Below are 18,483 nucleotides of genomic sequence, written 5' to 3'. Positions count from 1 at the left end.
TGCGCGCCGAAGGTGAACAACGGGGAGCGATCGCCTCGGAAGCCGGTGAACGACCCCGAAGAATCCGCCTGGGACGCGACGAAGCCTCGGGTCAGAGCGTCCGGATGACCTGATCGGCACCGGCACCGGCCGGCACCACCTCGGCGAAGTCCCCGTCCGCCACGACCTGCCCCGCCGCGAGCCACACGACGTTCCGCGCGCCCGGCTGCGGCACGAACGACGAGACGTCCGATCCCGCGCGGCCGCTGACCAGCACCGTGACCTCGTCGAGTCCGCTCGACCCCCGGTACCAGGACGTCGGCAGGTCGACCTGCACGGCGTGACCGACCGCCTCGAGCGAGGTCACCAGCGCGGTGACGTCTGCCGCCCGAGTCCCGTCGTGCTTGACCGCGACCCGAAGACCGGCAGCGCCGGAACCGCCGTCAGCGCCAGCAGCACCGGCGAGGTCCCGGACGACGACCGGCCGCGACGACCGCACCATCACGGCGTGCCCCTTCGGCAACCCCGGCTCGACACCGAGCCACCGCAGCCCGGCCGCTTCGTAGTGCGCTCCGGCGTCCGCCGCCGGGTACCGCCCACGCCAGCGCTCGTCGAACACCCGCCGGTTGTCGACCCGGGCGTCGTCGCGACCGGGGGTGCGGCTCTCGTGGTGCACGACGACCGACGACGGCACCACGGCGAAGGCCGAGCCGTCCGGTGACGCAGCGAGGGCCCGCAGACACAGGTCGACGTCCTCGAGCCCGTTCGCGAACACCGGGTCGAACCCGTGCCAGCGGATCAGGTCGGCGGCCCGGAACGCAGCGGCAGCAGCGGTGATCGCCGAGAAGCGGCGACCACCGGCAGCACCCAACCGGTTGGAGTCGGTCCCGGCACCCGCCAACGCCCGCGAAGCGTCGTACCTCGGGTGGTCGCCGAGGAAGTGCCAGGGCAGCACCTTGTCCCCGCCGAACACCGTGCCCGCTGCCTGCACGACCCCGTCCGGGTACACGAGCAGCGGTTGCGCACCCAGCACCGATGGGTCCTCCAGCGCGGACACCAGCGGCCGCAGCCATCCGGTCGTGACCTCGGTGTCGTTGTTGAGCATGACGACGGTGCCGCCGGTGGACCGGGCCAGGCCGAGGTCGCTGCCCAGCCCGAAGTTCCGGTTGCGGTCCTCGCGCTGCAGCAGGACCCGCGGTTCGTCGCCGAACCAGGTGCCGAGCACGGCGGAGACCGAGCGCGGTGAGCCGTTGTCGACCAGGACCACCTCGACCCGGTCGCCCTCGTGGTCGGCGGCGTGCAGCACGGCGTCCACGGCGCGCCGGGTCATCGTCCAGTCGCGGAACACCGGCACGACGACGGAGACGAGTCCGGCGTCGCGCGCCGGGGCGGCCTCGGCCAGGGCGTCCCAGTCGATGCGGTGGCGGGCGAGGGCGACCTCCTGCCACGATGCGGGCTGTGCGGAGGAGACGCGTCGGGGGTCGCGGACGTTGTCGTAGTCGACGCCGATGACGGGCACGTACGCGGGCACGCCGGAGCGCTTCCCGATGCGCAGCAGCCACTCCCAGTCGATCCAGCGGCGCAGGGTCTCGTCGAACGGGCCGACGGCAGCGGCGACGTCACGACGGACGACGAGCGCGTTCAGGTCGATGAAGTTGCCGGCGAGCAGGTCGTCGAGCGTGCCGTCCTCGCCACGGTACGTCTCGGCGGGGGCGGTGGAGTCGTCGGCGTTGTTCGCGCCGATCATCCGGACGCCGGTGTGCACGCCGGGGCCGTCCGTCTCGAGCAGCCCGGCGAGTGCGGCGGACAGGTGCTCGGGTCGCCAGGTGTTGTCGGCGTCGAGGAACGCGACGAAGTCGCCGCGCACCGCCGCGAGTCCGGTGTTGCGCGCGGCTCCCGCCCCGCCGTTCTCCCGCTCGACCAGGCGGACGCGCGGTTCGTCGGCGGCGATCCGGCGCACGACCTCGGCGGTCTCGTCACCGGATCCGTCGTCGACGACGAGGAGCTCCCAGTTCGCGTGCTGCTGCGCGCGCACCGAGGCGATCGCCGCACCGACCACGTCGGCGCGCCGGTACACCGGCATCACGATCGACACGAGCGGTTGCTCCGCGTCGCGTCGCGCGACACCGCGCGGGTACCGGCCGAGCGCCTCGGCGACGTCGGGCCCGTCCCACGTGGCCCGGTAGCGGCGCCGGGTCCGGTGCTGCGCGTCGGCGAAGGCGCGAGCAGCGGAGACGGCTGCGTCGCGTGCGGCGCCCCAGGTCGGTGCGTGGCCACGGCGGCCGGGAGGCACGGGGAGCGTGGTCGCGTCGGTCGCGTCCCGCAGGAAGTCGCGGAGCGCATCGAGCGTGGACGCCGGGCGGTCGGCTTCCGGCACCGAGGCGGCGTACACTCCGGCGTCGAAGAGGGGTCCGGTCTGGAAGAGCTCCGGGCCCTCCTGGTGCAGGGCGTCGTACCAGGACATCGCCGGGACGGGCTGGTGTTCGCGCATCCACTCGTGCTCGATGAGCGGGTGCAGCGAGAGTCCTCGCTGCCCGTCGTTGTGCACGTAGAACGCGATGGCGTCGGCGTCGCTGTCGAACGTCCGTCCGGTCTGGGCCTCGAAGTACGCGCGGTCGAGCACACCGAACTCGGCGATCCGCCGGGCCCAGCGGTCGAGCCGGTCCGTGACGGTCAACGGCTTCTCGGGGCCACGGAACGGGCGTGCCAGGCGTCGCGCGACGCGGCCGAGGCCCTTCGCCTCGGCCATCAGCGGCGACCCGGCAGCCGTGCGGCGACCTTGGCGATCGCCTGGCCGGTGCGGAAGGAGCGGCTCGCGCGCAGGTCGTCGAGCTCGCGGCGGAGCCGGGTGACCTCCTCGGAGGCGTTCCCCGCCGCGACCTCGGCGGCGGTGAGGTCGAGGGAGAGGAGCGCTGCCCATCGGCCCTCGAGGGCCTCGGAACGCGACGCGAGCGGCGCGGTCAGGCGACGGTCGAGCTGCTCCCGCGCCGCGACGAGTCCGCCGCGGGTCGTGGCGACGACGTGCGGGTCCAGCAGCACGGCGACCTGGTCGGCTCCGGCTCGGTGCGCCGGGGACGACCACGGCAGGGCGGTCGGCGCGGACCGCACGACCACGAGCTCCAGCGACCGTCGGTTGGCGGCGACGACCTCGGCGGGTGTGGGGTCCACGAGGACCGTGACGGTGACGAGGTCGTCCGGGTTCGGGGCGTCGGAGGTGACCGTCCACCCACCGGGGGCCGACGTGCCGGGGGCGAGCCGGGCCTCCAGGTCGAAGCCGTCCGCGAAGGCCGCGTCGATCTCGCGGACCAGGCCACCGGCGTCCTCGACGTGCCGCAGGTCGACGGCGAGGCGGGGTGGGGGACCAGCGGGCACCAGGGCGTCGGCGAAGCGCTCCGTCGCCGTCGAGCCGTGCCGCTGGTAGGCGGCGACGGCGTCCGGCAGGAACGGGTAGCGGCGCTCGAGTTCGCGCTGGTGCGCGGCGCGGAGGGCGTTGCGGTTGCCCGAGAAGCTCTTGCCGCCGGCGTGCAGGACCAGCGCGCGGTTCGCGATCCGCGACGTCCAGCCGTGCTCGGCGAGGCGCAGGCAGTAGTCGTTCTCCTCGCCGTACCCGGGGGTGAAGGCGTCGTCGAACAACCCGTGCTCGGTGACCAGCTCGCGGCGGGTGAGGAAGCAGAAGCCCATCGCGACGGGCAGGACCTGCGAGACCGGCAGGAGCGGGGCGACCGCGCCCCAGACGGCCCGCGTGCGCTCCTCGGTGCGTGCGGCACCCCGGTTGGTCAGGCGGTACGGGATGCTCGCGATCGTGGCGTTGTCGCTCCGTGCGGTGACGACGCCGGTGCGGTCCTCGTCGAGCACGTCGAGCATGGCGTCCAGGAAGCCCGCGGTGGGTACGGCGTCGCTGTTGAGCAGCAGGACGGCCTCTCCTGTGGTGCCGGAGCCGGAGCCGGTGCCGGTGTCTGTGTCGCCGGTGCCGCGGTCGAGCTCGAGGACGGCGCGGTTGCACGTGCCGACGAACCCGAGGTTGCGGTCGTTGCGCTCGTACCGGAACCCCGGTCGGCCGTCGATCCGCTCGAGCAGGGCGCGTTCGATCGCGTCGGCGTCGGGGCCGCAGTCGTTGACGAGCAGCACCCGGTGCACGGACGTGTCGAGGTGCTCGACGAGTCCGTCCACGCAGCGCAGCAGGGACTCGAGGTCTCCGTAGACGGGGACGACGACGAGGGTGGTACGGGTCATCGGGTGGACTCCTCGTGGTGGTGCTGGTCGTCGTGCTCGTCGTGGCTGTCGCGACTGTCGTGGCTGTCGTGCTCGAGCGCGTTCGCGAGTGCGTCGACGGCCGCGTCGAGCGGACCGCCGAGCGCGTGCTCGGCGAGCGGGGCGAAGCCGGTGGGGCCCTCGGCCGTGGCACGGCGGACGGCGTCGGCGACGGCCAGGCCGAGCGACCGGGCGTCGGCGGGCACGGCCGTCAGGTTGGGGTGCAGGTGCGCACGGGTGCCGCGGAACTCGTTCGTGACCACGCGGGCGCCGGAGATCGCGCCGTCGAACGGCGGGTGGCTCGGGTGCGGACTGTGCTGCAGCGAGAGCACGACGTTGGTCGAGGCGATGAAGCGGAAGTAGTCGTCCCAGGGCATCGTGCCGTGGCTCACGAGCTTGACGTCGCCCCTGCCGCCGTCGAGCTCGACGTCGCCGTGCTGCTCGCCGGCCGAGTGGAACTCCACCCGGATCCCGTCGGCCGCGAGCTCCTGCACCGCGACACGCAGGGCGGCGACACCGAGCCGGAACAGGTTGCGGTGCTTGCTCGGGCGGCCGTAGAACAGCACCCGGACGACGTCCTCGTGCCGTCGGGCCGTGGCGACGCGTTCGAGCAGCTCGACGTCCAGGTGCGGTGCGAAGGTCCGCTCCGCCGGCACGTCCAGGTCCTCGACGTCGGCCAGGTACTTCCGCAGGGGCTCCGAGTTGACGAGCACCCGGAAGCCGGCGCGGTAGGTCGAGGCGGCGACGGCGTACTCGGTCGACCACGGGCTGAAGCCGGGCTCGTAGTCCTGCACCAGGTACACCACCCGGTCGCGCGGGACGACCCCGGCGGTCACGGCGACGTCGATCGGGTGCGCGGTCTTCCAGTGCGTGGCGATCCAGACGTCGTCGCGGCCGAACTCGGTGTCCAGGACGTCCTCGCGTCGGACCACGCGGACCCCCGGGCGGCCGTCGACCCGCGACTCCGGGAACCGGTCCGCCACGAGCGCCTCGGCCGCGGCCGCACTGTTGCCGGGCGTGGTCCAGCGGACCATGACGACCCGGACCGACCGGCCCAGGCGTGCGCCGAGCGAGATCGCGACGGCCAGCGCCGTCTGCACCCCGGCGAACGCCGCGCCCTCGCGGAGCTCGTCGACGACGAGCACGACCTCGGGCTCCCGGTCGACCGTCCGGATGCCCGCCAGGGCGAGGCTCGTCTCGACCAGCCCCTCGAACGGTCGGGCAGCCAGTGGTGCGCAGTCACGCTCGCGCCGGGCCACGCCGACGTCCACGCGGGACACCGTGCGCCCGAGCCGTTCGCGGACGTCGTTGCGGTAGTGGCCGTCCCGCGCGTACCGCTCGTTCACCCGGACGAGGTCGCTGACGAGGCGCCGTGCCTTCTCGAAGTTCATCGACCCTCACGTTACTGGGCGTGGGGGAGCACCTCGGTAGGCTTGTCCCCTGATGATGCAGCGAATCGACCTCCGTGGCGGCCTGCCCGCCCGTGCCGAACTCCTCCGACTCATGCCGCGCGCCGTGGGTGACGTCTCGTACGCGGTCGACGCCGCCCGCGAGCTGGTCGAGGACGTCCGACACCGCGGAGCGGACGCACTGCACGACCAGGCCGAACGCTTCGACGGCGGCGCCCCGGCGAACGTCCGGGTGCCGGTCGCCGAGATCGCGGCAGCCGTCGCCGGGCTGACCCCCGAACTGCGGGAAGCGCTCGACGAAGCCATCCGCCGCGTCCGAGCCGCCAGCGCCGCACAGGTGCCGGCCGGCTCCGTCACCACGCTCGCCGACGGCGCCGAGGTGCACCAGCGCTGGCAGCCGATGCGCCGCGTCGGCCTCTACGTGCCCGGTGGCAAGGCCGTCTACCCGTCGAGCGTCGTCATGAACGTCGTGCCCGCCCAGGTCGCCGGGGTCCGGTCGATCGCGCTCGTGTCCCCGCCGCAGCGCGACCACGGCGGTGCGGTCCACCCGACGATCCTGGCCGCGGCCGGACTGCTCGGCATCGACGAGGTCTACGCGATGGGCGGTGCCGGGGCGATCGGCGCGCTGGCGTACGGCGTCCCCGCGATCGACCTCGAGCCCGTCGACCTGGTCACCGGTCCTGGCAACAACTACGTCGCCGCCGCGAAGCGCCTGGTGCGCGGTGTCGTCGGCATCGACGCCGAGGCCGGCGCGACCGAGATCCTCGTGATCGCCGACGAGACCGCCGACCCCGGGTTCGTCGCTGCCGACCTCATCAGCCAGGCCGAGCACGACGAGCAGGCCGGCAGTGTGCTGGTGACGACGTCGGCGACGTTCGCCGATGCGGTCGAAGCCGCCATCCCGGAACGCACGGCGGTGCTCGGGACGGCTGCGCGCCTCCAGACCGCCCTGGACGGACCGCAGTCCGCGATCGTGCTGGTGGACTCGCTCGCCGACGCCGCGACCGTGAGCAACGCGTACGGGCCGGAGCACCTCGAGATCCAGACGGCCGACGACGACGCGGTGCTCGCCGACATCGACGCCGCCGGAGCGGTGTTCGTCGGGCCGAGCACGCCCGTCAGTCTGGGGGACTACCTGGCCGGGTCGAACCACGTGCTGCCCACCGGCGGCCAGGCGCGCTTCGGTTCCGGGCTGTCCGCGTCCACGTTCCTGCGGCCGCAGCAGGTCATCCGGTACTCGGCGTCGGCGCTCGACGAGGTCGCCGCGCACATCGTCGCGCTGTCGACCGAGGAGCAGCTCCCCGCGCACGGCGCCGCCGTGACGGAGCGCACGAACCGATAGCCTGGGCGACGACATGTTCTGCCCTTTCTGCCGCCACCCGGACTCCCGCGTCGTCGACTCACGGACGAGCGACGACGGAACCTCCATCCGCCGCCGTCGACAGTGCCCGAACTGCGGACGACGCTTCTCGACCACCGAGACCGCGTCGCTCAACGTCGTCAAGCGCAACGGCGTCACCGAACCGTTCAGCCGCGACAAGATCGTCTCCGGCGTGCGCAAGGCCTGCCAGGGGCGCCCGGTCACCGACGGGGACCTGGCCGTGCTCGCGCAGCGCGTCGAGGAGACCGTGCGGTCGTCCGGCTCGAGCCAGATCGACGCGAACGACATCGGTCTCGCGATCCTCGCGCCGCTCCGTGAGCTGGACGAGGTCGCGTACCTGCGGTTCGCCAGCGTCTACCAGGCCTTCGACTCGCTCGAGGACTTCGAGGACGCCATCAGCCAGCTCCGCCGTGACCACCACGCTGCGGGCGCGCCTTCGGGTGCCGCCGGCTCGCCGGCGGGTGCCGGCGCGTGAGCGGGGTCGCGGAAGGCCTGGTCCGGTCCGGGTACGCCGTCGTCTTCCGGTCGGTCTTCGCCAAGATGGACCCCGAGCGGGCCCACCACCTGGCGTTCGCCGTCATCAAGGCGCTGCCCCACGTCCCGTTCGTCGGCGGTCTGGTCGAGCGGTACTCCCGCCCGGCAGCTGCTGACGGCATCACGACGATGGGCATCCACTTCCCGTCGCGCTTCGGCCTCGCCGCCGGGTTCGACAAGGATGCCCGCGGCATCGGTGGCCTCGGCCTGCTCGGCTTCGGTCACGTCGAGGTCGGCACGATCACGGCGAAGCCCCAGCCCGGCAACGAGCGTCCGCGCCTGTTCCGTCTCATCGAGGACCGCGCCCTCATCAACCGGATGGGCTTCAACAACCACGGCGCCGGTGCTGCTGCCCGCCGGCTCGAGCGCGCCCGACGCAACCCGGGTCGCCCGGTCATCGGCGTGAACATCGGCAAGAGCCGGGTCGTCGCCGTCGAGGACGCCATCGACGACTACCTCGAGTCGACACGTCGCCTCGCGCCGTTCGCGGACTACCTGGCGGTCAACGTCAGCTCACCGAACACGCCCGGCCTGCGCGGCCTGCAGGAACTCGACCAGCTCCGACCGCTGCTGTCCGCCGTCCGCGACGCCGCCGGTGACACGCCCGTGCTGGTGAAGATCGCGCCGGACCTGACCCACGAGCAGGTCGACGCCATCGCCGGCCTCGCGGTGTCACTCGGGCTGTCGGGCATCATCGCCAACAACACGACGATCTCCCGTGAGGGGCTCACCGCGGACCCGGCCGACGTCGAGGCGATGGGTGCCGGGGGACTCTCCGGCGCTCCCGTGGCCGCGCGCTCCCTCGAGGTGCTGCGTCGGGTCCGTGCCGCGGTGCCCGCCGAGTTCTGCGTCATCGCCGTCGGCGGGGTGACGACCGAGCAGGACGTGCAGGACCGCATCGACGCCGGGGCCACCCTGGTGCAGGGCTACACGGCGTTCCTCTACGAAGGGCCGAGCTGGGCCACGCGCATCAACCGCTTGCGCCGCAAGCGGCTGCGCCGCGCCGCGCGCTGAGCGCGCGGGCGGGCGCGTACGCGTTGTCCCGTCCCGGACTTCCTGCCCGGCGCCCTCCAGGTTCCGAAATCTCGGCATCTCGCGGCCCTCAGCGGCCGTCTCTGGAACCTCGGCGACGCGCACGCGGCGAGTCGTGGAACCTCGCCGACCACCCCTGGGACGGGAGGCCCGGTGCGGTCCCGCCACGGGCCTCCCGTCCGCCGGTGCGTGGCCACGCCCGGCCGCGGCCGCTGAGTGTCCGAGATTTCGGAACCTCGGCGCGCGGGCGGGCCGTCTGTGGAACCTCGGCGGCGCGCACGCGGCGAGTCGTGGAACCTCGCCGCGCAGCGCGCGTACGCCGGAACGACGAAGCGCCACCCGGCCAGGCCGGACGGCGCTTCGGACAGCGACGCTGGGGTCAGAGGGCGGGGTACTGCCCGCGCTTGACCTGGGGCTTCGGCAGGCGCAGGAACCGCAGCTGCCACGCCCGCGTCAGGATGTAGAGGAACGTGCCGCGCTGCATCTCGCCGAACTTGGTGGTGAGCTTGCGACGCATCGACAGCCAGAGGACCACGCAGTCGATCACGAACAGGGCCACGAACGCCCACACGAGCAGGAGCGAGTACGAGGCGATCGCGGTCTGCGAAGCGGCGAACCCGACGATCAGGAACAGCACGAGCACCGGCATCATGATCTCGCCGACGTTCCAGCGCGCGTCGATCCAGTTGCGGACGAAGCGACGCTGCTCACCGCGGTCCTTCGCCGGCAGGTAGCGCTCCTCGCCGTTGGCCATGCCGACGCGGGCACGCTCGCGGTCGGAGTTGAGACGCGCGCGGGCGGCCTTCTTGTCGACCGGCGTGTTGCCGACGAGGGGGCGGCGGTTCGCTGCCTCGCGCTCACGGCGGGACGGCGTCGGGCGGCCCTTGCCCTGCTCGAGGAGTTCTTCCTCGGTGGGGTTCACGGTCGTGTTGGTCTTGGGGGCTGCCTTCGCCACGGTGCGTTCCTAACGGCGTTGTGCGTGCGGGATCGTCCTCTAGATTACCGGGCATGACCGACACCGCACAGCCCAGCTCCGCGACCGACCCCGCTCTCCTCGACGCCCTGCGCGAACAGGTGCAGGGTGCACTGCCCACGACGATCGCCGATCTGTCCGCGCTGGTGCGGATCCCGTCGGTGTCGTGGTCGGCGTTCGACGAGTCGCACGTGCTCGCGAGCGCGCGTGCCGTGGCGGACCTGGCGCTGAGCACCGGGGTCTTCGCCGAGGACCAGGTGGAGATCATCCGTTCGGCGATCAGCGACGACGAACCGCTCGAGCTCGGTCAGCCCGCCGTGCTCGCCGTCCGCCCGGCCCGGAACGGCAAGCCGACCGTCATGCTCTACGCCCACCACGACGTGCAGCCGCAGGGCGACGACGCCCTGTGGGAGACGCCGCCGTTCGAGCCGACCCTCCGCGGTGACCGGCTGTACGGTCGCGGCGCCTCGGACGACAAGGCCGGTGTGATGACCCACATCGCGTCACTCCGAGCGATCCACGCGCAGTTCGGCGACGACCTCGACCTCGGTGTCGTCCTGTTCGTCGAGGGCGAGGAGGAGTTCGGCTCCCGGTCCTTCCGCACCTTCCTCGCCGACCAGAAGGAGCGCCTGGCAGCCGACGTCATCGTGGTCGCCGACAGTGACAACTGGTCGGTGGACGTGCCGTCGATCACGGTCTCGCTCCGCGGCAACGTCACCTTCAAGCTCACCCTGACGACCCTCGAACACGCCAGCCACAGCGGGATGTTCGGGGGAGCGGCGCCGGACGCCATGATCCCGATGGTCAAGCTGCTCGCGTCGCTGCACGACGACGCCGGTTCGGTCGCCGTCGACGGGCTCACCTCGTACGAAGCCGACGTCCCGGCACGGACCGACGACGAGCTCGCCGTGGACGCGGCCCTGGTCGAGGGCGTCCGACCGATCGGCACCGGCGAGGTCCTGTCGCGCATGTGGTTCCAGCCGTCGATCACCGTGACCGGCATGGACGTGCCGAGCGTCGCGAACGCCTCCAACACGCTGCTGCCGACCGTCTCCGCCCGCGTGTCGGTGCGGGTCGCGCCCGGCCAGCCCGCCACGGAGGCGTACGCGGCCGTCGAGCGGCACCTTCGGGCACACGTGCCCTTCGGTGCCCGCATGGAGATCTCCGAGCCGGACAGCGGCGACGGCTTCCTCGTCGACACGGCCGGCTGGGCCGTCCAGGAGGCCCGCACGGCCATGCGCGAGGGCTGGGGTGCCGAGGCGGTCGAACAGGGCATCGGCGGCTCGATCCCGTTCGTCTCGGACCTCGCCGCGGAGTTCCCGGAGGCCCAGATCCTGGTCACCGGGGTGGAGGACCCGGACACCCGCGCCCACAGCCCGAACGAGTCGCAGCACCTCGGCGTCCTGCACCGGGCCATCGCGTCCGAGGCGATCCTGCTCGCCAGGCTCGCGACGCGCAGCTGACGGTGCTTACAATCGACGCCAGGCGCGGTGAACCGCACCGCCCGGAGGGAGACGCGCGATGAGCGACACCATCACCACCGACGCACCGGTGACCGAGGCGGCCTCGCACGGCGTCCTCCTGAGCGACGCCGCGGCCGGCAAGGTGGCGAGTCTCCTCGAGCAGGAGGGCCGCGACGACCTGCGCCTGCGCCTCGCCGTCCAGCCCGGGGGCTGCTCGGGTCTGATCTACCAGCTGTACTTCGACGAGCGCCTGCTCGACGGTGACGTCACCGCCGAGTTCGACGGGGTCGAGGTCGTCGTCGACAAGATGAGCGTCCCGTACCTCGACGGCGCGACGATCGACTTCGAGGACACCATCCAGAAGCAGGGCTTCACGATCGACAACCCGAACGCGCAGGGCAGCTGCGCGTGCGGTGACAGCTTCCACTGATCACCAGCCGATCCGACACGCGAGCGGGGAGCGACCGACACGGTCGCTCCCCGCTCGCGTTCGTCGGGGGATGCGGTCGCAGTGTGACCGGGGAAAACGGCCGGTCAGGAGTGCGGATCGCGGCGATGAGCGTGTCGGGTGTGCGCGAGCGGTACCGAGCTGCGAGTAAGCTAGGAGTGTTCCAATCAAGCTGGGAGCCAGCCAAGTGTCGCCTTCGTGCGGCTCGGCGGGTTCGGCTCCGGGCTCACGTCTTTTGCGAGAGGTAACAGTGCGTTCGAATCGCCGTATACGTTGGGCGGCCGTCCCGGTGGCCGTCGGTCTGGTCATCGCACTGGCTGGCTGCACGCAGCAGCAGATGAACGGATGGCTCCCCGGCACGGAGGAGACGAAGGACGTCACCAACCACACGAGCCGCATCGTCGGCCTGTGGACCACCAGCTGGGTGGTGCTCCTCGCCGTCGGTCTCATCGTCTGGGGCCTGATCATCTGGGCCGCCATCGTGTACCGCCGCCGGAAGGGCCAGACCGGCCTGCCCGTGCAGATGCGCTACAACATGCCGCTCGAGATCTTCTACACGATCGTGCCGCTCATCCTCGTGCTGGGCTTCTTCGCCTTCACCGCGAAGGACCAGGCCGCGATCGAGAAGCCGTTCGACGACCCCGACGCCACCGTGCACGTGTACGGCAAGCGCTGGGCGTGGGACTTCAACTACATCAACAAGGACAACCCCGAGGACAGCGTCTACTACCAGGGCATCCAGGCCCAGGAAGAAGAGAACGCCAAGGGCGCCATCGACGAGTCGCAGCTGCCGACCCTCTACCTGCCGCAGGGCAAGAAGGTCGCGATCGAGCTCTCCTCGCGCGACGTCGACCACTCCTTCTGGATCATCGACTTCCTGTACAAGAAGGACATGCTCCCCGGCAAGACGAACTGGGAGTACTTCATCCCGGAGAAGCTCGGGACGTACCAGGGCAAGTGCGCGGAACTCTGCGGTGAGTACCACTCGCTGATGCTCTTCCAGGTGAAGGTCGTCACGCCGGCGCAGTACCAGGACTACCTCGACACCCTGAAGGACCAGGGCAAGGTCGGGCTCCTCGGTGACGAGTACAACACCAACACGAACGAACCGAACAACAAGGCGCCGGTCGAGGCGTCCAGCGAGAACAAGTAGGGGCTCGTCAGATGACAACGTCTTTCGTCGGCCAACCGACCCAGACTGCTTCGCCGGACTTCCAGGCGTCGAAGGTGGGCCGGAAGGGCAACATCATCGTCCGGTGGATCACCTCCACCGACCACAAGACCATCGGGTACATGTACCTGATCGCGTCCTTCGTCTTCTTCCTGCTCGCGGGTGTGATGGCCCTGGTCATCCGTGCCCAGCTGTTCGAGCCCGGCCTGCACGTGGTCGCGACGAAGGAGCAGTACAACCAGCTCTTCACGATGCACGGCACGATCATGCTGCTGATGTTCGCGACGCCGCTCTTCTCGGGTTTCGCGAACGCGATCATGCCGCTCCAGATCGGTGCTCCCGACGTCGCCTTCCCGCGACTCAACGGCTTCGCGTTCTGGCTCTACCTGTTCGGCTCGCTCATCGCGGTCGGCGGCTTCCTCACCCCGCAGGGTGCGGCCTCGTTCGGCTGGTTCGCCTACGCGCCACTGAGTGACACGACGTTCACACCAGGGCTCGGCGGCACACTCTGGGTCTTCGGACTCGGCATGACCGGCTTCTCGACGATCCTCGGCGCGGTGAACTTCATCACCACCATCATCACGATGCGTGCCCCGGGTCTGACGATGTTCCGCATGTCGATCTTCACCTGGAACACCCTCGTGACGGCGCTGCTCGTCCTGATGGCCTTCCCGGTGCTCGCCACCGCGCTGTTCGGCCTCGGGCTCGACCGGGTGTTCGACGCGCAGATCTTCAACCCGGCCAACGGCGGTGCGCTGCTCTGGCAGCACCTGTTCTGGTTCTTCGGGCACCCCGAGGTGTACATCATCGCGCTGCCGTTCTTCGGCATCGTGTCCGAGGTCTTCCCGGTCTTCAGCCGCAAGCCGATCTTCGGGTACAAGACCCTCGTCTACGCGACCATCGCGATCGCGGCCCTGTCGGTCACGGTCTGGGCGCACCACATGTACGTCACGGGTGGCGTCCTGCTGCCCTGGTTCTCGCTCATGACGATGCTCATCGCGGTCCCGACCGGCGTGAAGATCTTCAACTGGGTCGGCACCATGTGGCGCGGCTCGGTGACCTTCGAGACCCCGCTGCTCTGGGCCGTCGGCTTCCTCATCACGTTCACGTTCGGTGGCCTCACCGGTGTGATCCTGGCGTCGCCGCCGCTCGACTTCCACGTGTCCGACTCGTACTTCGTCGTGGCGCACTTCCACTACGTGGTCTTCGGCACCGTCGTCTTCGCGATGTTCTCCGGCTTCTACTTCTGGTGGCCGAAGTGGACGGGCAAGATGCTCAACGAGCGTCTCGGCAAGATCCACTTCTGGCTCCTGTTCATCGGGTTCCACACCACGTTCCTCATCCAGCACTGGTTGGGCGTCATCGGCATGCCGCGTCGTTACGCGACCTACCTGCCGAACGACGGCTTCACCTGGATGAACCAGCTGTCGACGATCGGCTCGATGATCCTCGCGATCTCGTTCCTGCCGTTCATCTTCAACGTCTACGTGACGGCCCGGAACGCACCGAAGGTCGCCGTGAACGACCCGTGGGGCTACGGCCGCTCGCTCGAGTGGGCCACCAGCTGCCCGCCGCCCCGCCACAACTTCACGTCGATCCCTCGGATCCGTTCCGAGTCCCCGGCCTTCGACCTGAACCACCCCGAGGCAGGTGTGCCGATCGGTGTCGGCCCCGCGAAGGACGCCCCGGATGCCCCGACCTACGACGCCGCGAAGGGCGAGGTGAAGTAAGCCGATGCGCGCGAACACCAACCTGTTCTGGATCCTCTTCGGGTTCTTCATCCTCGCGGACGCCGCGTACACGATCTGGGCGCTGCTCTACTACGGTCACCCGGAGTGGGTCGGCACCGTGGCCATCGGCCTGACCGGCATCATGTCCGCGTTCATCGCCTTCTACCTCGGCAAGGTCATGGCGTCCCAGGGCGGCGTGCTGCCCGAGGACCGCCCCGACGCCAACATCGAGGACGGCGACGCCGAGCTCGGGCACTTCAGCCCGTGGTCGTGGTGGCCCATCCTGCTGGCAGCAGCGGTCGCCGTCTGCTTCCTCGGTGTCGCAGCCGGGCTGTGGATCGTCCCGATCGGACTCGCCCTGGTGGCGGTCACCCTGGTCGGCTGGGTCTACGAGTACTACCGCGGCAACTTCGGGCACTGACCTGACGCTGCAACGCACCTGACACTTCGGGCGGCACCACATCCGGTGCCGCCCGAAGTGCGTCCAGGCGCTGCACGACCACAGCACACGACCAGGAGCTGCCAACGCAGCGCACGACCCGGCGCTGCACACCCCAGCGCCCCACGATCTCCGGTCCCCGATCCGGAACAAACGGGCCCGCCCGCGGCTTGACTGGAGCGGACCTCCCACCACAGCGAAAGGAGTCACCTCAGGTGACCGACAAGCGCACCCTCATCATCTTCGGCGCGACGGGCGACCTCGCCTCCCGCCTGCTGCTGCCGGGCCTCGGCACGTTCCTGCAGAGCGGTCGAGCGGTTCCCGTCCAGCTCATCGGCACAGGCCGCAGCGCCCGCAGCGAGGAGCAGTGGAAGGACATCGTCACGAAGTCCTTCGCGTCGCAGGACGTCAAGGGACCCGAGGTCGACGCGACGCTCGCGTCGACCCAGTTCATCCAGGGCGACCCCACCGACCCGGAGCACCTCACGGCACTGCTCGACGCGGCCGAGGCCGAACCGATCCTCTACTTCGCCCTGCCCCCGCAGATCGCCTCCGACATCTGCGAGGCACTGCAGCAGGTCGAGCTCCCCGCCGGCACCACCCTCGCCTTCGAGAAGCCGTTCGGCACCGACGTCGCGAGCGCCCAGGCCCTCAACGAGACCGTGCTGAAGCTGGTCCCGGAAGAGCGCGTGCACCGCACCGACCACTTCCTCGGACGCACCACGGTCCTGAACATCATCGGTCTGCGCTTCGCGAACCGCCTGTTCGAGCCGATCTGGAACGCGGACAACATCGAGAAGGTCGACGTCTTCTACGACGAGACCCTCGGTCTCGAGAACCGCGCCCAGTACTACGACGAGGCCGGCGCGATGGTCGACATGATCCAGTCGCACCTGCTGCAGATCCTCGGCATCGTGACGATGGACGCCCCGGCGGACATCGACGCGGTCGAGTTCCGCTCGTCCCTGGCCCGGGTGCTCCGTTCGACGCGGCTCAAGGGCGACGACGCGAAGATCGCGTCGCGCCGCGCCGTCTACACGGCCGGCACGATCGACGGCAAGGAGCTGCCGTCGTACCAGGACGAGGACGGCGTCGACAAGTCGCGGAGCACCGAGACGCTCGCCGAGATCTCGGTCGAGGTCGACACGGCCCGCTGGAAGGGCGTCCCGTTCACGCTGCGGTCCGGCAAGGCACTCGGCAACAGCCGGAAAGAGGTCCTGATCACCTTCAAGCCGGTCACGCGCCTGCCCTCCGGCCTGAGCGGTCGCCCGAAGGCGGACACGCTCCGCATCGTCCTGAACCCGGACGAGATCGAGCTGACCGTGTCGGCCAACGGCGGTGGCAACCCGTTCGAGATGGGCCAGGTCACCCTGTCGTCGTCGTTCAGCGACGGCGAGCTGACCCCGTACGGCGAGGTCCTGAACGGCATCTTCCACGACGACCCGTTGCTCTCGATCCGCGGCGACGTGGCCGAGCGCTGCTGGGAGATCGTCGAGCCGGTCGTCAAGGCCTGGAAGGCCGACGAGGTTCCGCTCGAGGAGTACCGCGCCGGTTCGCGCGGCCCGGCGGACTGGGAGTCGTCGTCCTGACGGACGTGACCGTCGCGCCCTGAACGGGCGGAACTGCGGACGGGAGGCACGGTGCCAGCTGGCACCGTGCCTCCCGTCCGTTTCGTGGTCAGCACCACCGCATCAGGCGGGGGTGCCCGCCCGCTCGCCCTCGCCGGTCCACGAGCGGGTGCCGCCGTCGTGCACGGGCAGCCGCGTGCGGTGCCCGGTCGACGCGCCCCGCGCCCGCGCGATCGCGTCCGACGCGGACACGAGCGTCAGGTGCGACAGCACCTGCGGGGTGTTGCCGACGTGGTGTCCGGTGGCGACGTCGATCTCCTCGGAGAGCATGCCGACGTCGTTCGCGTACCCGACGAGCACGTCCATGAGGCGCTCGGCGTCGTCGATCCGGCCCGATGCCGCGTACTGCTCGACCAGCCAGAACGAGCACGCCAGGAACGGGTGCTCCGCGCCGGCGAGCCCGTCGAACCCCGACGACGTCCGGTACCGCAGCACGAGACCGTCGGAGCCGGTGGACAGGTCCTGCTCGATGGCGGCGACGGTGCCGGTCATGCGGGCGTCGTGGGCGGAGACGTAGCCGATCTGCGGCAGGACGAGCAGGCTCGCGTCGACCTCGTCGGTGTCGTAGTGCTGCCGGTAGCTGCCGCGTGCAGCGTTCCAGCCGTGCTCCTCGATCTCGGCCCGGACCTGGTCGCGCAGGGTGCGCCAGCGGTCCACGGGCCCTTCGAGACCGAACTCCTCGACCGCGGCGACCCCACGGTCGAACGCGGCCCAGATCATCGCGCGCGAGTGCGTGAAGTGCCGTCGCGGGCCGCGCATCTCCCAGATGCCGTTGTCGGGCTCCTGCCAGTGCTCCTCGACGTAGCCGAGCAGGGCGCGCTGCAGGGCCCACGAGTCGGCGTTCTCCTCGACCCCGAGCTCGCGGGCGTCGTGCAGGGCGGCCAGGACCTCGCCGAACACGTCGCCCTGGTACTGCGTGTACGCGCCGTTGCCGACCCGGACGGGCGTCGAGCCGGCGTACCCGGGCAGGTGCGGGAGCTCCCGTTCCGGCAGTTCGCGCTCCCCGGCGATGCCGTACATGATCTGCACGTCGGCGGGGTCGCCGGCGATGGCGCGGAGCAACCAGCCGCGCCAGTGCGCCGCCTCGTCGCGGTAGCCGTGCGCGATGAGCGAGGCGAGGGCGAGGGAGGCGTCGCGGAGCCAGACGTAGCGGTAGTCCCAGTTGCGTTCGCCGCCCGGGTCCTCCGGCAGGCTCGTGGTCACGGCGGCCACCACCCCGCCGGTCTCGCCGTGGGTCATCGCGCGGAGCAGCAAGAGCGAGCGGCGGGCGGCGTCGGCGTAGCGTCCCTCGGTGCGTGCCGTCGCCATCCAGTCGGTCCACCACGTCACGGTGCGGTGGAGTTCGGCGTCGACGTCGACGGGTTCCGGGGGCTCGCGGTGCGAGGGGTACCAGGTGAGGACGGTGTCGAGCACGTCACCGTCGTGGATCGTCGTGGTGGCCGTGTGCCGGTGGTCCGAGGCCCGGAAGCGCGGGCCGCGCACGATGACCGACCCGGGGCCGGCGGTGGCGAGCAGTGCCGGGTCATCGTCGCCGCCGATCTGGCGCACCCACGGCAGCGCGAGGGCGTAGTCGAACCGGATCCGCAGGGTCTGCTGCACCTCGACCGTGCCGCTCAATCCGCGGACACGCCGGACGATGGACGGGCGGTGCGCGCCGACGGGCATGAACTCGGTCACCTCGACGGCACCGTCCGCCGTGGTCCACACCGTCGACAGGACGAGTGTGTCGCCGTGGTACTTCCGGTGCGCCGTCGCCGCGGGGTCGGTCGGTCGGAGCGTCCAGTGCCCGTGGTCCTCGGTGCCGAGCAGCGAGGCGAACGTGGCGGCGCTGTCGAACCGCGGCAGGCACGCCCAGTCGATCGTGCCGTCGCGGCCGACGAGTGCGGCGGTCGAGGTGTCGCCGATGACGGCGTGGTCCTCGATCAGGTTCGGGGGAGTCGCGGGGGGCGCGGGTGCTCGCTCGGTGTCGGCGGTCCGGTCCGTGTCGGTGCTCATGCCCCGATCGAACACCCGGAGGCCGAGCGTCGTGGCCGCGCGGACGGGCC

At 71.0% G+C, this 18,483-nt stretch carries 14 protein-coding genes; 9 read left to right on the top strand and 5 right to left on the bottom strand.

What is annotated here, in order from left to right:
• Window positions 1-91: 91 nt before the first annotated feature.
• From EDF33_RS16275 to EDF33_RS16265, 3 genes are read right to left on the bottom strand one after another with little or no spacing between them, the layout of a single operon-like run.
• On the bottom strand, window positions 92-2,728 hold the full coding sequence (locus EDF33_RS16275; protein ID WP_165918844.1) for a glycosyltransferase: 2,637 nt from the start codon (window positions 2,726-2,728) through the stop codon (window positions 92-94).
• Window positions 2,728-4,212, bottom strand: coding sequence for a glycosyltransferase family 2 protein (locus tag EDF33_RS16270; RefSeq protein WP_132100576.1), 1,485 nt, complete (start codon window positions 4,210-4,212; stop codon window positions 2,728-2,730). Before EDF33_RS16270 ends, EDF33_RS16275 begins: the two co-directional genes overlap by 1 nt.
• Window positions 4,209-5,621 carry a hypothetical protein gene (locus EDF33_RS16265; RefSeq protein WP_132100575.1) on the bottom strand — a complete coding sequence of 471 codons (1,413 nt, stop codon included), beginning with the start codon at window positions 5,619-5,621 and terminating at the stop codon, window positions 4,209-4,211. The genes EDF33_RS16270 and EDF33_RS16265 overlap by 4 nt, the downstream gene beginning before the upstream one ends.
• 52 nt (window positions 5,622-5,673) lie before the next feature.
• On the opposite strand from EDF33_RS16265, the gene hisD reads away from it, so the two are divergent.
• Genes hisD through EDF33_RS16250 form a run of 3 tightly spaced genes read left to right on the top strand, consistent with a single transcriptional unit; the run spans window position 5,674 to window position 8,568 of the window.
• The gene (hisD, locus tag EDF33_RS16260) at window positions 5,674-6,981 is read left to right on the top strand and encodes a histidinol dehydrogenase (RefSeq protein ID WP_132100574.1); all 1,308 of its coding nucleotides are present in this window, start codon (window positions 5,674-5,676) and stop codon (window positions 6,979-6,981) included.
• Between the two features lie 13 nt (window positions 6,982-6,994).
• Entirely contained in the window at window positions 6,995-7,495 is a 501-nt protein-coding gene (gene nrdR / locus EDF33_RS16255; RefSeq protein ID WP_132100573.1) for a transcriptional regulator NrdR, read from the top strand.
• A complete protein-coding gene (locus EDF33_RS16250; protein ID WP_132100572.1) occupies window positions 7,492-8,568 on the top strand; it encodes a quinone-dependent dihydroorotate dehydrogenase in 1,077 nt (358 codons plus the stop codon). The genes nrdR and EDF33_RS16250 overlap by 4 nt, the downstream gene beginning before the upstream one ends.
• A 397-nt stretch (window positions 8,569-8,965) precedes the next feature.
• On the opposite strand, the gene EDF33_RS16245 is transcribed toward EDF33_RS16250, so the two are convergent.
• Complete coding sequence (locus tag EDF33_RS16245) at window positions 8,966-9,541, bottom strand: DUF3043 domain-containing protein (RefSeq protein ID WP_235035956.1); 576 nt, start codon at window positions 9,539-9,541, stop codon at window positions 8,966-8,968.
• 53 nt (window positions 9,542-9,594) lie between these two features.
• On the opposite strand from EDF33_RS16245, the gene EDF33_RS16240 reads away from it, so the two are divergent.
• The 6 genes from EDF33_RS16240 to EDF33_RS16215 all read left to right on the top strand — a co-directional run bounded on the left by EDF33_RS16240 (window position 9,595) and on the right by EDF33_RS16215 (window position 16,399).
• The gene (locus EDF33_RS16240) at window positions 9,595-11,022 is read left to right on the top strand and encodes a dipeptidase (RefSeq protein ID WP_131920555.1); all 1,428 of its coding nucleotides are present in this window, start codon (window positions 9,595-9,597) and stop codon (window positions 11,020-11,022) included.
• A 58-nt stretch (window positions 11,023-11,080) separates the two neighbouring features.
• On the top strand, window positions 11,081-11,452 hold the full coding sequence (locus EDF33_RS16235; RefSeq protein WP_111085771.1) for an iron-sulfur cluster assembly accessory protein: 372 nt from the start codon (window positions 11,081-11,083) through the stop codon (window positions 11,450-11,452).
• Window positions 11,453-11,720: 268 nt separating this feature from the next.
• Complete coding sequence (gene coxB / locus EDF33_RS16230) at window positions 11,721-12,623, top strand: cytochrome c oxidase subunit II (protein ID WP_111085770.1); 903 nt, start codon at window positions 11,721-11,723, stop codon at window positions 12,621-12,623.
• A gap of 11 nt (window positions 12,624-12,634) precedes the next feature.
• Window positions 12,635-14,371 (top strand): cytochrome c oxidase subunit I, encoded by a 1,737-nt coding sequence (gene ctaD / locus EDF33_RS16225; RefSeq protein ID WP_173168381.1) that lies wholly within the window; start codon window positions 12,635-12,637, stop codon window positions 14,369-14,371.
• A gap of 4 nt (window positions 14,372-14,375) precedes the next feature.
• Window positions 14,376-14,792: a cytochrome c oxidase subunit 4 gene (locus EDF33_RS16220; protein WP_111085768.1), complete on the top strand. Its 417-nt coding sequence runs from the start codon at window positions 14,376-14,378 to the stop codon at window positions 14,790-14,792.
• 233 nt (window positions 14,793-15,025) lie between these two features.
• Window positions 15,026-16,399 carry a glucose-6-phosphate dehydrogenase gene (locus EDF33_RS16215; protein WP_123292491.1) on the top strand — a complete coding sequence of 458 codons (1,374 nt, stop codon included), beginning with the start codon at window positions 15,026-15,028 and terminating at the stop codon, window positions 16,397-16,399.
• A 102-nt stretch (window positions 16,400-16,501) separates the two neighbouring features.
• On the opposite strand, the gene EDF33_RS16210 is transcribed toward EDF33_RS16215, so the two are convergent.
• The gene (locus EDF33_RS16210; protein ID WP_132100571.1) at window positions 16,502-18,433 is read right to left on the bottom strand and encodes a glycoside hydrolase family 15 protein; all 1,932 of its coding nucleotides are present in this window, start codon (window positions 18,431-18,433) and stop codon (window positions 16,502-16,504) included.
• Between the last annotated feature and the right edge of the window lie 50 nt (window positions 18,434-18,483).

Origin of the sequence: Curtobacterium sp. PhB146, assembly GCF_004342995.1 — a bacterium.
Taxonomy (GTDB): Bacteria; Actinomycetota; Actinomycetes; order Actinomycetales; family Microbacteriaceae; genus Curtobacterium.
This window is presented reverse-complemented; position numbering and strand designations above follow the sequence as displayed.